The organism is Kribbella sp. CA-247076, assembly GCF_050942445.1.
In the GTDB taxonomy this organism is placed as follows: Bacteria; Actinomycetota; Actinomycetes; order Propionibacteriales; family Kribbellaceae; genus Kribbella.
This window is the reverse complement of record NZ_CP192051.1, coordinates 4,538,965-4,553,144: the sequence shown is the minus strand read 5'-3', so window position 1 is coordinate 4,553,144 and position 14,180 is coordinate 4,538,965. Positions and strand designations below refer to the sequence as shown.

Sequence of the window (14,180 nt, the reverse complement as noted above, 5' to 3'; positions counted from 1 at the left end):
GCCGTGTAGAGATCGCTGGGACGGCTCCGACGTAGCAGGTGACTACGGAGGAGGTCCCTGATGACCAGGCCGGAGCAGGTTCTGCGGACGTACATCACGCTGACGGTGGTGTCGACGGCCGCGTCGTCGATGATCTGGGGTGTCAACACGCTGTTCCTGCTCGACGCCGGGTTGAGCATCGGGCAGGCGTTCGCGGCGAACGCGTTCTTCACCGTCGGGATGGTGCTGTTCGAGGTCCCGACCGGCGTCGTCGCGGACACGGTCGGCCGGCGGACGTCGTACCTCCTCGGGACGGTCACGTTGTTCGGCTCCACGCTGCTGTACCTGTTGTTGTGGCAGCGGCCCGAGTCGCCGTTCGCGGCCTGGGCGGTCGCATCCGTCCTGCTCGGGCTGGGCTTCACGTTCTTCAGCGGCGCGACCGAGGCGTGGCTGGTGGACGGGCTGAACGCGACCGGGTACGAGGGCTCGCTGGACGCCGCGTTCGCGAAGGGGCAGATCGCCAACGGCGCCGCGATGCTGGCCGGCTCGATCGGCGGCGGACTGCTGGCCCAGTGGACGCATCTCGGCGTTCCGTACGTCGTCCGCGCGGCGCTGCTCGGAGTCACGTTCGTGCTGGCCTGGCGGGCGATGCACGACATCGGCTTCACCCCGAAACCGCGGGTGTCCGTGATTGCCGAGATGCGCGGGATCCTGCGGTCGTCGCTCGACCACGGCCTGCTGAACCCGCCGGTGCGCTGGGTGATGCTCGCCGCCCCGTTCACCGCCGGGGTGAGTGTCTACGGCTTCTACGCCGCGCAGCCGTTCCTGCTCGAGTTGTACGGCAGCAGCGACTCCTACGCGATCGCCGGCCTGAGCGCGGGCCTGGTCGCCGGTGCCCAGATCGTCGGCGGCCTGTCCGCGGCGTCCGTGGCCCGCGTGTTCCGTCGGCGGACGTCGGTCATGCTGGCCGTGACCGCGACCACCGGCGTCGTGCTGGTGCTGATCGGCCAGACGTCGAGCTTCTGGGCGGCGCTGTTGCTGCTCGCGGTCTGGGGCGTGCTGTTCGCGGCGCTCTCGCCGGTCCGGCAGGCGTACCTGAACGAGCTGATTCCGTCGGCCCAGCGGGCGACCGTGCTGTCGTCGGACAGCCTGCTCGCGTCCGGTGGCGGCGTGGTCGTCCAGCCCACGCTCGGCCGGGCCGCGGACGTGTGGGGCTACGGTCCGGCGTACGTCGTCGGCGCGGGCGTCCAACTGCTGGCCCTGCCGTTCATCCTGCTGGCCCGCCGTTCGCAGGCCGCGGAGGTCCGCGTACCGGTCGGCGCCCCGAGTTGACTCCGGCGTTATCGGGTACTGGTGTTCTCATGCCCGATGAGGACCTGGTCGAGACGATGCGCCGGCTGTCGAAGGCGCTGACACCGCGTGCGCTGGACGACACCTTGCGCAACATCACGGCCGCGGCCGTCGACCTGCTGCCGGACGTCCAGTACGCCAGCATCACCCTGCTCCACGAGGAGGACGGCCGGCTGGAGACGATCGCGCCGACGCACGATCTGCTGCTGCCGCTCGACGCCGCGCAGTACGAACTGCGCCAGGGCCCGTGCTACCAGGCCGCCGTGGACACGGTGCACGTCATCTCGCCCGACCTGGCGGCCGACCAGCGGTTCCCGAAGTACGCCGCGGTCGCCGTCGCCGCCGGGATCCGGGCCCAGGCGGGCCTGCGGTTGTTCGACGCACCCAAGGCGAACGCCGCCCTCAACCTCTACGCGCTGGACGTCGGAGCGTTCACGAACTTCGACACCCTGGCCGCGCTGTTCGCGCACCAGTCCGCGATGGCGCTCGAGTACGCGCGCGAGATCGACAACCTCGAGGAGGCCCTGCGGACCCGGACGACGATCGGCCAGGCGGTCGGCATCGTGATGGAGCGCTACAAGCTCACCGAGCAGCGGGCGTTCGCCTTCCTGGCCCGGCTGTCGCAGACCAGCAACGTCAAACTCCGCCGGATCTCCGAGGAGGTCGTCGAGCAGGTCGAGCGGCAGAGCAACGAGCTCAAGTGACACCCAGCGGTGCACCAGTGCCCTAGCCTGGGGCGCGTGACAGTGCGGATGATTGTGCTCAACGGCGGGTCGAGCTCGGGCAAGTCGGGGATCGTGCGGTGCCTGCAGGCGGTGCTGCCGGAGCCGTGGATGGCGTTCGGCGTGGACAGTTTCGTCGAGTCCCTGCCGGCGGCGATGCAGAACTCGGACGCCGGCATCGAGTTCAAGCCGGACGGCGACATCGCCGTCGGCCCGGTCTTCCGGGAGCTCGAGGCAGCCTGGGTGGCGGGCATCGTCGCCATGTGCCGAGCGGGTGGCCGCGTGATCGTCGACGACGTGTTCCTCGGTGGGGCCGGCTCCCAGCAGCGGTGGATCGACGCCCTCGGCGACCTCGAGGCGCTGTGGGTCGGCGTACGGTGCGACGCCGCGGTGGCCGCCGGACGTGAGCTGGCCCGCGGCGACCGGGTGACCGGCATGGCTGAGTTGCAGGCGGCCGTCGTCCACGAGGGCGTCAAGTACGACGTCGAGGTCGACACCACCCACACCGAGTCGATCGACTGCGCGCACACGATCGCCCACCACCTGTCCGCCCGGTGATTCGCCGTACTGTGACTCAGCGTTCACGGATGGTCTCGTGCGGTGTTCACGTGCGACTCGCTTGACTGTTCGGGCACAGCAACCGCCCAACGTTGTGAGGAGCAGTCGTGGACCGTCGTACCTTTCTTCGCGCGGCCGTGATCGGCACATCGACCTCGGTGGCCTTCGGGTTCAGCGTGGCGCCCGAGGCGCTCGCGTTCCCGGCCCAGACCGGCCCGAGCCCGTACGGCGGCCTGCGGGCGGCCGACGCGAACGGCATCATGCTTCCGCAGGGCTTCACCAGCCGGGTGCTGGCGCGGTCGGGGCAGACCGTTCCCGGCACCGGCTACCGGTGGCACGGTGCCCCGGACGGTGGCGCCTGCTTCGCCAACGGCACGGGCTGGATCTACGTGTCCAACTCCGAGCTGAGCAGCGGTACCGGCGGCGCCGGCGCGTTGCGGTTCAACAGCAGCGGCGCGATCACCGGCGCCTATCGCATCCTGTCCGGTACGACGCGGAACTGCTCGGGCGGCGCGACCCCGTGGGGCACCTGGTTGTCGGGCGAGGAGACCGAGACCGGCTACATCTGGGAGACCGACCCGACCGGCGCTCAGGCCGCCGTACGACGGCCGGCCCTCGGCCGGTTCTCGCACGAGGCGGCCGCGGTCGACCCGGACCGGCGCGTCATCTACCTGACCGAGGACGTCCCCGACGGCGGTTTCTACCGCTTCGTCCCGTCGACCTGGGGCAACCTGTCCGCGGGCACCTTGCAGGTACTGCGGGAGTCCGGTGGCGCACTGTCCTGGGCGAACGTCCCGGACCCGGACGGCAGCCCGACCCGCACCCGCCGGCAGGTCTCCGGGATGAAGGTCTTCAACGGCGGCGAGGGCTGCTACTACCGCAACGGCACGTGCTTCTTCACCACCAAGGGCGACAACCGCGTCTGGGCCTACAACGCGGTGAACAACACGATCGCGATCGCGTACGACGACAACCTCACCAGCAACCCGCCGCTGACCGGCGTCGACAACATCACCGGTGCGGCCGTCGGTGACCTGTACGTCGCCGAGGACGGCGGCAACATGGAGATCTGCATCATCACGCCGAACGACGTCGTCGCGCCGTTCCTGCGGGTCACCGGGCAGTCCGGCTCCGAGCTGTGCGGCGTCGCGTTCAACCCGGCCGGCAACCGGCTCTATTTCTCGTCGCAGCGTGGGACGAGCGGTTCGAGCAGCGGCGGCATCACCTACGAGGTCACCGGCCCGTTCCGCACCAGCCTCTAACCGAGCGCGGGCAGGACATCGCGGCCGAAGGTCTCGATGAACGGCTGCTGGACCTGACCGACGTGATGGAGGTAGATCTCGTCGAAGCCGAGGTCTACCGCCTCACGGACACACTCGACGAAGCGCGCCGGATCCGAGGAGATCACCACGCTGCGGTACATGTCCTCGGGCCGCACGTACTTGGCGGCCAGGTCGAACTCCTCGGCGGTCGCGAGGTTCCAGCACAGCGGCGCCTCGAACACGTTGGACCGCCACTGGTCGAAGGCGATGCTCTCGGCCTCGTCGTCGTCCGGCGCCCAGCTGACGTGGACCTGCATCGCGAGCGGCTTGTCCTCGCCGCCGTTCTCCCGGAACGCTGCCACGATCCGCTTCAGCATCCCGGCCGGCTGCCAGATCGTCACCAGGCCGTCCGCCCACTCCGCCGCCCACCGGGCGGTCGCCTCGCTCACCGCCAGCGCGAGCATCCGCGGCGGCTGCTCCGGCAGGGACCACAGCCTCGCCCGGTCCACCCGGACCAGGCCGTGGTGGGTCACTTCCTCGCCGGCGAACAGCGCCCGGATCACGTCGACGGACTCCTTCAGCCGCGCGTTCCGGGTGGCCTTGTCCGGCCACGGGTCGCCGGTGATGTGCTCGTTCATGAACTCGCCGCTGCCGAAGCCCGCGGACAACCGGCCGGGGAACATCTCGGCCAGCGTCGCCAGGGCCTGGGCCATGACCACGGGGTGGTAGCGCTGCCCCGGCGTACTCACGACTCCGACCGGGATGGACGTGGTCGCCATCGCCGCTCCCAGCCACGACAACGCGAAGCCGGACTCACCCTGCCGCGTGCTCCACGGGGTGATGTGGTCGGAGGACCAGGCTGCGTGGAAGCCGGCCTGTTCGGCCAGCTGGATGTCCCGCAGCAACTGACTGGGCGGAATTTGCTCGTGCGACGCGTGCCATCCGACGACGGGCATGCAGAAAACCTCCGGATCGTTGATCCGGCTACCGGTGCCCACCGGCGTCGCCGGCAAAACTGTTGTGGACCTCTGGGTACAGTTGTCCGTGTGCTGACGGCGAAGGGTGCGGCGACGCGCGGACGGATCGTGGACGCGGCGGCCGCCGAGATCCGGGAGCGCGGGATCGCGTCGGTCACGCTCGACGACGTCGGGCGGCGCAGCCGGACCGGGAAGAGCCAGCTGTTCCACTACTTTCCCGACGGCAAGGAGCAGTTGCTGCTCGCGGTCGCCGAGCGCGAGGCCGACCGGGTGATCGAGGATCAGGAGCCGCAGCTCGGGCGGCTGAGCACGTGGGACGCCTGGCAGGAGTGGCGGGACGTGATCGTCGAGCGGTACCGCCGTCAGGGCATCCACTGCCCGCTCGGCGTACTGATCACCGAGATCGGCCGGCACACCCCGGCGGCGCAGGAAGTCACCGGCAAGCTGCTCGCGCAGTGGCAGGGTCGCATCCGGGCCGGGATCGAGGACATGAAGGCGGCCGGGGAGATCCGGGCAGACGTCGACCCCGACCGGGCCGCGGCGGCGCTGATCGCCGCGATCCAGGGCGGGGTCGTCATCCTGATGTCGTCGGGCTCGTCCAAGCATCTCGAGGACGCGCTGGACCTGTGCCTCGACTACCTGCGGGTCAGCTCGCGTTGACCACCGGCGGACGGTAGCCGGCCGGCTTGTCGGCGACCTTCGCACCGGGGTTGACCAGCCAGGCCTGGTACTCCGGCGTGAACATCCGGTAGACCGACTCCGGCGGTACGGCGCTGGCCTCGTCGAGCGCGGCCCGCAGTTCGGCCGGCAGCTCGAAGTCGAGTGCGGCCAGGCTGCTGTCCAACTGCTCCGGACTGCTCGCGCCGACGATGGCCGAGGCGATGCCGGGCTGCGTGGCGACCCAGTTGAGCGCGACCTGCGCCATGGTCACGCCGAGCTTGCCGGCGACGGTCTCGACGACCTTCAGCAGCTCCCAGTGCCGGTCGGTCCAGGTGCGGACGGGGGCGCCGTCACCGGTGAGCCGGCCGGTGCCGGCCACGCCTCGGTCGGTGTTGCGGTACTTGCCGGTGAGGAAGCCGCCGCCGAGCGGACTCCAGGCCGTGATGCCGAGGCCGAGTGCCTGCCCGGCCGGAACGTGTTCGGTCTCGATCGTCCGCTCGACCAGCGAGTACGGCAGTTGCAGGCTGACCATCGGCGCGAGCCCGTTCGCGTCGGCCAGGGTCTGCGCGCGGGCGGCGTACCAGGCCGGTACGTCGGACAGGCCGGCGTACCGGATCTTGCCGGCGGTGGTGAGGTCGTCGAACGTCCGGAGCACCTCGTCGACCGGGGTGATCCGGTCCCAGGTGTGCAGCAGGAACAGGTCGACGTAGTCGGTCCGCAGCCGGCGCAGGGACGCGTCGACCGCGCGGATCATCGCCTTGCGTCCGTTGCCGCCGGCGTTCGGGTCGCCGGGATCGACGCTGTTGGTGAACTTGGTGGTGAGCACCAGCCGTTCGCGGAGGCCCGCGTCCGCGATCAGGCGGCCGAGGATGGTCTCGCTCTCGCCCGCGGTGTAGAAGTCGGCGGTGTCGACGAAGTTGCCGCCGGCCTCGACGTACCGGTGGAAGATGGCGCGAGCCTCGTCCGGGGTCTTGCCGTACGGCGCGTGGAATCCGCCGGTGCCGAAGTTCATCGTGCCCAGTGCCAGCCGGCTCACCCGCAGTCCGGACCGGCCGAGAAGGTAGTAGTCGTCAAGTGCCATGGGATCCATCGTGGCTCGGCAAAATTGGACCCACAAGTACAGAACTCAGCAGCACGTCTGGAAGGCTGGGGCCGGACGACCGGCGGAGGGATGGCAGGGTGGATGGACTTTCGGCAGGGCAACGGGTGGTGCTCGGGCGGTTGGCCGACCTGGCCGTGCCCGGGGACGAGTCTGCCTCGGCAGGCGAGGCGGGTGCGGTGGCGTTCGTCGAGCGGGTGCTCGCCGAGGACCGGCCGGACTGGCGGGCGCGGGTCGCGCGGGCACTCGACGTCGCCGGGGATGAGCCCGACCTCGAGGCGGTGCTCACGGATCCGGACGGGGCGTGGCTCGTCCGCCTGATCGCCCAGGGGTACTACGCCGGCCAGTCTGATGCAGGAGGCAACCAGCCGCCGGGATGGACGACGGTCGGCTGGGAAGCCGGTGACGGCTCGCGCTCGGTGCAGACGGCGCTTACCGTCACCCCGTGGTCGGCCGTGCAGGAGCGGTACGACGTTGTCGTCATCGGCTCGGGGGCAGGTGGTGGAGCCGCCGCCCAGGTGCTCGCCGAGTCGGGGCGCTCGGTGCTCGTGGTCGAGGCCGGCGGCTATCCGACGACGGAGTCCCTCGCCCGCGACCATCTGCGCAACCCGCGGTCGTGGTCCGGACTTCCCGCTCCGACCGACCCGGATCCGCAGGGCCGGCCGCGGATCGCGGTCATCGACGGCGTACGACGTACTGTCCTGCCTACGGATCCTGGCTGGGGCAACAACGCCTTCACCGTCGGCGGCGGCACCCGGGTGTACGGGGCGCAGGCGTGGCGGTTCGTGCCCCGCGACTTCACGATGGCCGGCACGTACGGCGTACCGGAGGGCAGTGCGCTGGCGGACTGGCCGATCACCTACGACGACCTCGAGCCGTACTACAGCCTGGCCGAGCAGCGGTTCGGGGTCAGTGGTGGGGGAGTCGACCCGTGGCACGACGCGCGATCGATCCCGTTGCCGATGCCGGCCATGCCGCGGACCGCTCCGGGTGACCGGCTCGCGGCTGCCGCCGAGCGGCTCGGCTGGGGGACTCTCGACGTACCGCTGCTGATCAACTCGGTCGAATACCAAGGTCGCGCGGGCTGTGTGCGATGCGCGCAGTGTGTCGGGTTTGCGTGCCCGGTGGAGGCCAAGGCCGGCACGCACAACACCGCCTTGCCGGCCGCGCTCGCCACCGGCCGGTGCACGTTGGTGACCGAGGCCACCGCCGAGCGGCTGGTGACTTCTCGGGGCCGAGTCGTCGGCGTCGTGTTGGTCGGGACCGATCGCGGCCAGGTCTGGCGCCGGACAGTGGAGTGCGCGGAGGTGGTCGTCGCAGCGGGCGCGACCGAGACGCCGCGATTGTTGCTGAACAGCGCGCACGACGACGAGCCGGACGGGATCGGCAACAACCGTGATCAGGTCGGCCGCTACCTACAGGCCCACGTGTACGCCGGGGCGGTCGGGCTGTTCGAGGACGAGGTGATCGATCTCGTCGGGCCCGGGGTCTCGGTCGCGACGTGCGACTTCCGGCACGGCAACGACGGGATCGTCGGTGGCGGCATGCTGGCGAACGAGTTCGTGCCGACGCCGGCCGCGACGTACGACTATCTGACCTCGGCCGGGCTGATCCCGCCGGCCGGCGCGGCCGGGAAGCAGGCGATGCGGCACGCGGCGCGGCGGATGATGCGGGTGGTCGGGCCGATCCAGGAGGTCACGTCGGCGGAGTCGAGGGTGCGGGTGGATCCGGGCGTGGTCGACCGGTTCGGCAATCCGGCGGTGATGATCAGTGGATCGATCCACCCCGAGGACGTGCGCGCGCAGGCGTTCATGAGCGAGAAGGCGCGGGCGTGGCTGGTGGAGGCGGGCGCGGCCCGGACGGCTGTCGGCGGGTTGGGGAGCACGCGGCAGGCGAGCGTCGGTCAGCATCAGGCGGGGACGTGCCGGATGGGCGACGATCCCGTGCGGTCGGTGACCGATCCGAACGGGCGTGTCTGGGGTCACGGCAACGTGTGGATCGCGGACGCGTCCGTGCACGTGACCAACGGCGGCGTCAACCCGGTGCTGACCGTGCTCGCCAACTCCTTGCGCATCACCGACCACTTGACCCGCTGAGCGGTCCCGCGGGCTGTCAGGTGAGGGCGCGGTCAGCCGAAGTCGCGGTCAGCCGAGGACGCGGGAGATGCCGACGCCGCTGCGGGCGTCCCGGCCGTACTTCGCGACTTCACCGGCCAGGTCGAGCCGGCCCACGCCGGCCTTCTGCCGGTCCTCGTCGGTGAGCAGCTCCGCAGGAATGATCCAGACGATCTCGAACTCGATCCCGTTCGGGTCCTTGCCGTAGAGCGACTTGGTCGTGCCGTGGTCCGACGCCCCGGCCAGCGCCCCGGCTTCGCCCAGCGTCGCGGCCAGGTCCTCGAGGTCGCCGAGCGTGTCCACCTCCCAGGCGAGGTGGTAAAGCCCGACCGTCGACCGCCCGGCACCGGACGGACCGGCCTGGGCGCCGAGCTCGAACAGCCCGAGGTCGTGGTCGTTGGTCGACCCCGGCGCACGCAGGAACGCCGCACCCTGGAACGCGTCCCCGGTCTCGGTGTAGCCGAAGCCGAGCACGTCGCGGTAGAACGCGACACTCTCGGCCAGGTCGCGCACGAACAGCACCGCGTGGTTCAACCGGAAGATCGCCATGACGTACTCCTTCTCGACGGCGTGCACTTCCGATGGTAGTTGAAAGCTCAACTTGACACCAGTGCTGCTACCGCCGAGGCCTCCGGCGCTGACCGCCACGGCGTTCCGGCGTGCGCGGTGCGGACTTCTGCGCAGGGGTCTTCTTCTTCGCCGTGGGCTCCGGGCCACGGCTGCTGTTGACCGTGCGGCCGCGGACGATGCCGATGAACTGCTCCATCAGGTCGGTCGTCTCGTCCTCCGGCCACGCCAGCGCGACCCCGGACTCCGGTGCGTCCACGATCGGCCGGTAGGTGAGGTCCCGGCGGTGGTGCAGCCGCGCGAGCGACTGCGGTACGACGAGCAGTCCGGTGCCCGCGGCAACGAGCTCGACCGCCGCCGCGGTGGTCGCCGGCCGGTCGCCGATCAGCCGGCCGGGCGGACGGTCCCAGTCGAGTACGTCGTCCAGCGGGTGCAGCACGAGCTCGTCGGCGAGGTCCGCGGGCGTGACCTCCTCGACCGCGGTCACCACGTGATCCTTCGGGACCACGACGACCGTCATCTCGACGTACAGCGGGATGGCGTGCAGGCCGGTGCGGTCGATCGGCAGCCGGACCAGCGCCGCGTCGAGCTCCCGGCCGCGGATCAGCGCGACCGCGTCGGCGGCGGCGACCTGGACGAGCTCGAGCGGGATCCCGGGCGAGCGGTCCTGCCAGATCCGCGCCCACTTGGCGGGCGTCACGCCCGGGACGTACCCGAGCCGGAACGACGTCTGCGGGCCGGTCACCTGGTCAGGCTACCGGGTGTGATCGGCGGCGGCGTACCCGCTCGCTAGGCTTGCTGCCATGACGGCGCGCAAGACGGTCCAGACGATGAAGCCGGCCACGGCCGCGAAGAAGCTGGGCGTGTACCTCCAGGCCACTCCGGCGGAGTTCCAGGAGGGCGTGGTGTCCCGCGACGAGCTGAACGCGCTGCAGGCCGACCCGCCCGAGTGGCTGCGCGACCTCCGGCGCGACGGCCCGCACCCGCGCGCGGTGGTCGCTGCCAAGCTCGGCGTCTCGATCAGCGGCCTGGCCCGGGCCGGTATCACCGAAGCCCTCACCACCGACGAGATCGAATCCATCAAGGCGGACAACCCCGACTGGCTCACCCACGAACGCGCCACCCAGTCGGACGTCCGCAAGGAAGCCGCCCGCCTCAAACACCAGTCCACCACGGACTGACCCGGGTGCCCGCGAACTGGAAGCTGCGGGCCGCGGAAGCAGCCGACGTCGAGGCCATCGCCGAGCTTCGAGCCGTGGTCATGCGCCCGGACCTCGAGCGGTTGGGGCGGTACGACGAGCATCGCGTGCGTCAGCGGCTGCGGGACTCGTTCTCCCCCGAACACACCTCGGTGATCGAGACCGACGGCACCTTCGCCGGCTGCGTGACCCTGCGCCCGGCCGACGACGGCCGATGGCTCGAGCACTTCTACCTCGCCCCCGACGCGCAGGGGAGGGGGCTCGGCTCGGCGATCCTGCGAGGCCTGCTGGCCCGCAGTGACGCCGACGGCGTTCCCGTCCGGCTGAATGTCCTGCAGGGCAGCGCAGCTCGACGACTGTACGAGCGCCACGGCTTCAGCGTGGAACACGAGGATCCGATCGACGTCTTCATGCTGCGCCCCGCGAACCTCCACCCCCACCCCACACTCTCCACCGCACCACTGGGAACGTGAGGCGTTCCGGGGGCGTCCATTGGGGTGTCCGTGGGGTGTGACGTGGGGGTGGGGACGTGCAGATCGTCGAGAGCAGTGTGATCGGGACGCGGTCCGCGGTGCTGCGGTTGACGCGACGTGGTGGTGGGCCGGTCGTGCTGGTGTTTCCCATGCTGCACGTGGCCGCGCCGGAGTTCTACCGGGAGGTCGAGCAGCGGCTGCGCGCGTGCGACCTGCTTGTGGTCGAGGGCGTCGACGGCGACTCCGCGATGGGGAATGCGCTGATGACGACGTACAAGGTGATGCCCGCCAACGACGAGTCGGGGCTGGTCGAGGACGACATCCCGTACGGCGACCTCGGCGTACCGGTCGTGCTTCCGGACGTGACCGCGGAGGAGCTCGACGAGGGCTTCCGCGGGTTGTCGTGGAAGACCAAGCTGGTCACCTGGGCGGTGATCCCGGTGGTCACGGTCGGGCAGTTCTTCTCCGGCCGCCGGACCTTGCTGAACGTCGAGGTGAACGACCTGCCGACCGCGGCCGAGGAACTGCGCGGCGAGGAGTTGGACAGGTTCGCGGACGTGCTGCTGGGCAACCGCGACGTCAGAGTCATCGCCGCGCTCGCCGAGATCGTGCGCGACCGCGCCGAGGAACGGATCGACGTCGGGGTGGTGTACGGCGCCGCGCACGTGCCGGGCATCCTGCGGGGCCTCTACACGCTCGGCTACCGCGTGGTCAGCGCGGACTGGGTGATGGCGGTGCCGGCTGACTGAGGGTACGGCGGACGGCGGCGGCGACTGAACGGGGTGTCGGATCGGGAAGGACCGCGGCCACGTAGCCGTCCGGGCGGAGGAGCCACGCTTCGCCGGGCCGGGCGCCGAGGATCGCGGGGTCGACGCCGAGCTTGGTGAGGCTCAGGGTCCGGTGTGGAGCAGAGGTCGGCAGCTCCGCCGTGCCTGTGGTTGTCAAGAGCAACAACCCGTCCCGGACCAGCTCCCGGAGTCGGCTGCCTCCGGTGACCGGCGTGTCCGGGACGATGATGCCCGGACCCGGCATCGGGAGCTGTCCGCGGGTCGGCCGGCCGCCGAACGGGCGGGTCGGATCAGGAGTGGTCAGCGGCGAATCGACGTACCAGAAAGGTTCCGCGAACCGGCCGGAGTCCACCTCGGCGACCTTGGCCGGATCGCTCACGGCGGCGTCGAGGAGGGCGCGGCGGCGTACCCAGTGCTCTTCGTCCGGCGGGACCAGGAACCGCATGGTCGCGCTGGTGACGGCCAGGTTCTCGAGCGCGGCCGCGTGCCGCTCGACGTGATAGGTCTCTAGGAGCTCCGGCGGCGCCCAGCCGTGCAGGACGAACGCGAGCTTCCAGGCGGCGTTCTCCGCGTCGGGGACGCCCGAGTTCAGCCCGCGGGCGCCGAACGGCGCGTACAGGTGGGCGCAGTCGCCGGCCAGCAGCACCCGGCCGGCCCGCATCCGGTCCACGCAGCGGGACTGGAACCGGTAGACCGACTGCCACTCGAGCTCGTACGGACGGTCGCCGATGACGTGCCGGATGCGCGCGTCCAGCCGCCCGTCGGCCCGTTCCGCATCCGCGTCGAAGTCTGCAGGCACCTGCCAGTCGATCCGGTACGTCGAGTCCGGGCACGGATGGATGAGTACCTGGCGGTCCGGGTTCCAGACCGGGTCGAAGAAGAACCGCCGTTCGGTCTCCCGGCCCGGCAGGATCGCCCGGATGTCGCAGATCAGGAACCGGTCGTCGAAGCTCTCGCCGGTGAAGGTGATGCCGAGGTGCCGCCGCAGCGACTCGGCCCGGGCGCCGGCGCACAGTACGGCGTACTCGACCCGCACCGGCCCGGCGTCGCAGGTCAGCGTGACGCCGGCGTCGTCCTGCGAGATCGCGGTGACCTCGCAGCCCCACCGGACGTCGATCAGCGGCTGGGCGGCGATGCAGTCGTCGAGGATCGCCTCGGTGCGGCTCTGGGAGATGTTCACGCACGGCGGCAGCGCCGAGCGGCCCGGATCCGCGAACGTCCAGGAGAAAAGCTCGCGGTCGCGGTAGAACGTCCGCGCGGTCGTCCACGCCAGCCCTTCGCGGGCGATCCGGTCCGCACCGACCGACGCCCAGATGTCGAGGACGTCCCGCTGCTGGCAGATCGACTTCGAGCCGACGACGTCCCGGGCCGGTCGCCGGTCGAGCAGGATCACCGGGACGCCCCAGCGGGCCAGCAGCAACGCGGTGGTCTGCCCGACCGGTCCGTTGCCGATCACCGCGACCGCGCCGCCGTCAGGCAAGGCTGTCCCAGACCTCGCGATCCCGCTCGGCGGTCCAGATCCGCGGCCAGTCGATGCCGTCCAACTCGTCCCACAACCGCTGTACGTCGAACGGCAGGCAGTGCTCGAAGATCGGCCAGCGACCGTACTGCGGGGCGAGCGCGTCGTGCGCGGCCCGGAACGCCTCGGCCACCGTCCCACCGCGCGCGTGCACGGCGCCGACCTCCTCCCGCAGCACGAGCAGGAAGTTCCTGGTCTGCTCGATCGCCGCATGCACCGCCTCGCGTCCCCGCGGCACCGCGCCGCGGCCGCCGACGAGGATCTCGGCCCCGAACTCCTTCACCCGGTCCAGCGTCGACGTCGACCAGTCGGTGTGGAACGCGTCCCCGGTGTACAGCGCGGCCTGGGCCTCGACCAGGTCACCGGCGAACAGCACGCGCTGCTTGGGCAACCAGGCGACGATGTCTCCGGCGGTGTGGCCGCGGCCGCAGTACTGCAGGACGAGCTCACCGCGGTCGCCGCCGAGGTCGATGGTGAGCCGGTCGGAGAACGTCACGTCCGGCCGGGTCAGTCCGGGGATCGAGCCGGGCTCGGTGAACAGCCGCGGCATCCGGCCGAACTCGCTCTCCCAGTCCTCCCGGCCGCGCTCCTCGATCAGCGCACGGGTGGTGTCGTGGGTGATGATCACGTCGGCGCCGAACGCGGACGCGCCGAGCACCCGGACCGCGTGGTAGTGGCTGAGCACCAGGTAGCGCACGGGTTTGGTGGTGTGCTCGCGGAGCTTGTCCAGCCAGGCGCGGGCGGCGACTGGGGTGGCCCTGGCCTCGAACGCGATCAGGAAGTCCTCGGCCTCGATCGCCCCGACGTTCGGATCGCCCTCGGCGGTCAGCGCGTACACCCCGTCGGCGAGGATCTCGAGCGTCTCGGTCTTCGCCGACAGGTCGGCCGAGGATGCGAACGGTTTCATGCCGGC

General features: G+C 70.9%; 15 protein-coding genes. 9 read left to right on the top strand and 6 right to left on the bottom strand.

All coding sequences use genetic code 11. From position 1 onward, the window contains the following. The first annotated feature begins 60 nt into the window (after positions 1-60). The 4 genes from ACQPYZ_RS21500 to ACQPYZ_RS21485 all read left to right on the top strand — a co-directional run bounded on the left by ACQPYZ_RS21500 (position 61) and on the right by ACQPYZ_RS21485 (position 3,871). Positions 61-1,311 (top strand): MFS transporter, encoded by a 1,251-nt coding sequence (locus ACQPYZ_RS21500; protein WP_433158793.1) that lies wholly within the window; start codon positions 61-63, stop codon positions 1,309-1,311. A gap of 29 nt (positions 1,312-1,340) precedes the next feature. Further along, complete coding sequence (locus tag ACQPYZ_RS21495) at positions 1,341-2,033, top strand: GAF and ANTAR domain-containing protein (protein ID WP_433158790.1); 693 nt, start codon at positions 1,341-1,343, stop codon at positions 2,031-2,033. A 36-nt stretch (positions 2,034-2,069) separates the two neighbouring features. Beyond that, complete coding sequence (gene cpt / locus ACQPYZ_RS21490) at positions 2,070-2,609, top strand: chloramphenicol phosphotransferase CPT (protein ID WP_433158788.1); 540 nt, start codon at positions 2,070-2,072, stop codon at positions 2,607-2,609. A gap of 107 nt (positions 2,610-2,716) precedes the next feature. Next, positions 2,717-3,871, top strand: coding sequence for an alkaline phosphatase PhoX (locus ACQPYZ_RS21485; protein ID WP_433158785.1), 1,155 nt, complete (start codon positions 2,717-2,719; stop codon positions 3,869-3,871). On the opposite strand, the gene ACQPYZ_RS21480 is transcribed toward ACQPYZ_RS21485, so the two are convergent. After that, positions 3,868-4,827 carry a TIGR03885 family FMN-dependent LLM class oxidoreductase gene (locus tag ACQPYZ_RS21480; RefSeq protein ID WP_433158782.1) on the bottom strand — a complete coding sequence of 320 codons (960 nt, stop codon included), beginning with the start codon at positions 4,825-4,827 and terminating at the stop codon, positions 3,868-3,870. The two genes, ACQPYZ_RS21485 and ACQPYZ_RS21480, sit on opposite strands and share 4 nt — an antisense overlap. Positions 4,828-4,917: 90 nt before the next feature. On the opposite strand from ACQPYZ_RS21480, the gene ACQPYZ_RS21475 reads away from it, so the two are divergent. After that, positions 4,918-5,508, top strand: a complete 591-nt coding sequence (locus tag ACQPYZ_RS21475) for a TetR/AcrR family transcriptional regulator (RefSeq protein ID WP_433158779.1) — start codon at positions 4,918-4,920, stop codon at positions 5,506-5,508. Here ACQPYZ_RS21475 and ACQPYZ_RS21470 read toward each other — a convergent pair. Continuing rightward, positions 5,495-6,589, bottom strand: a complete 1,095-nt coding sequence (locus ACQPYZ_RS21470) for an aldo/keto reductase (protein WP_433158776.1) — start codon at positions 6,587-6,589, stop codon at positions 5,495-5,497. The genes ACQPYZ_RS21475 and ACQPYZ_RS21470 overlap by 14 nt on opposite strands. A gap of 98 nt (positions 6,590-6,687) precedes the next feature. Here ACQPYZ_RS21470 and ACQPYZ_RS21465 point away from each other — a divergent pair, with 98 nt between their 5' ends. After that, positions 6,688-8,703, top strand: a complete 2,016-nt coding sequence (locus tag ACQPYZ_RS21465) for a GMC oxidoreductase (protein ID WP_433158773.1) — start codon at positions 6,688-6,690, stop codon at positions 8,701-8,703. A 48-nt stretch (positions 8,704-8,751) separates the two neighbouring features. Here ACQPYZ_RS21465 and ACQPYZ_RS21460 read toward each other — a convergent pair whose 3' ends face one another. Both ACQPYZ_RS21460 and ACQPYZ_RS21455 read right to left on the bottom strand, forming a co-directional pair. Continuing rightward, positions 8,752-9,297, bottom strand: a complete 546-nt coding sequence (locus tag ACQPYZ_RS21460) for a VOC family protein (RefSeq protein ID WP_433158770.1) — start codon at positions 9,295-9,297, stop codon at positions 8,752-8,754. 40 nt (positions 9,298-9,337) lie between these two features. After that, the gene (locus ACQPYZ_RS21455; RefSeq protein ID WP_433158767.1) at positions 9,338-10,033 is read right to left on the bottom strand and encodes a LysR substrate-binding domain-containing protein; all 696 of its coding nucleotides are present in this window, start codon (positions 10,031-10,033) and stop codon (positions 9,338-9,340) included. A gap of 58 nt (positions 10,034-10,091) precedes the next feature. On the opposite strand from ACQPYZ_RS21455, the gene ACQPYZ_RS21450 reads away from it, so the two are divergent. The 3 genes from ACQPYZ_RS21450 to ACQPYZ_RS21440 are packed head-to-tail and all read left to right on the top strand — an operon-like array spanning position 10,092 to position 11,709. Further along, positions 10,092-10,469 carry a DUF5997 family protein gene (locus ACQPYZ_RS21450; RefSeq protein ID WP_433158765.1) on the top strand — a complete coding sequence of 126 codons (378 nt, stop codon included), beginning with the start codon at positions 10,092-10,094 and terminating at the stop codon, positions 10,467-10,469. Between the two features lie 5 nt (positions 10,470-10,474). Next, positions 10,475-10,960: an N-acetyltransferase family protein gene (locus ACQPYZ_RS21445; protein ID WP_433158762.1), complete on the top strand. Its 486-nt coding sequence runs from the start codon at positions 10,475-10,477 to the stop codon at positions 10,958-10,960. A gap of 56 nt (positions 10,961-11,016) precedes the next feature. Continuing rightward, on the top strand, positions 11,017-11,709 hold the full coding sequence (locus ACQPYZ_RS21440) for a hypothetical protein (protein WP_433158759.1): 693 nt from the start codon (positions 11,017-11,019) through the stop codon (positions 11,707-11,709). Here the strand turns inward: ACQPYZ_RS21440 and ACQPYZ_RS21435 are convergent. Further along, positions 11,672-13,228: an FAD-dependent monooxygenase gene (locus tag ACQPYZ_RS21435; RefSeq protein WP_433158756.1), complete on the bottom strand. Its 1,557-nt coding sequence runs from the start codon at positions 13,226-13,228 to the stop codon at positions 11,672-11,674. The two genes, ACQPYZ_RS21440 and ACQPYZ_RS21435, sit on opposite strands and share 38 nt — an antisense overlap. Then, positions 13,221-14,174 carry an MBL fold metallo-hydrolase gene (locus tag ACQPYZ_RS21430; RefSeq protein ID WP_433158753.1) on the bottom strand — a complete coding sequence of 318 codons (954 nt, stop codon included), beginning with the start codon at positions 14,172-14,174 and terminating at the stop codon, positions 13,221-13,223. Before ACQPYZ_RS21430 ends, ACQPYZ_RS21435 begins: the two co-directional genes overlap by 8 nt. Positions 14,175-14,180 lie beyond the last annotated feature (6 nt).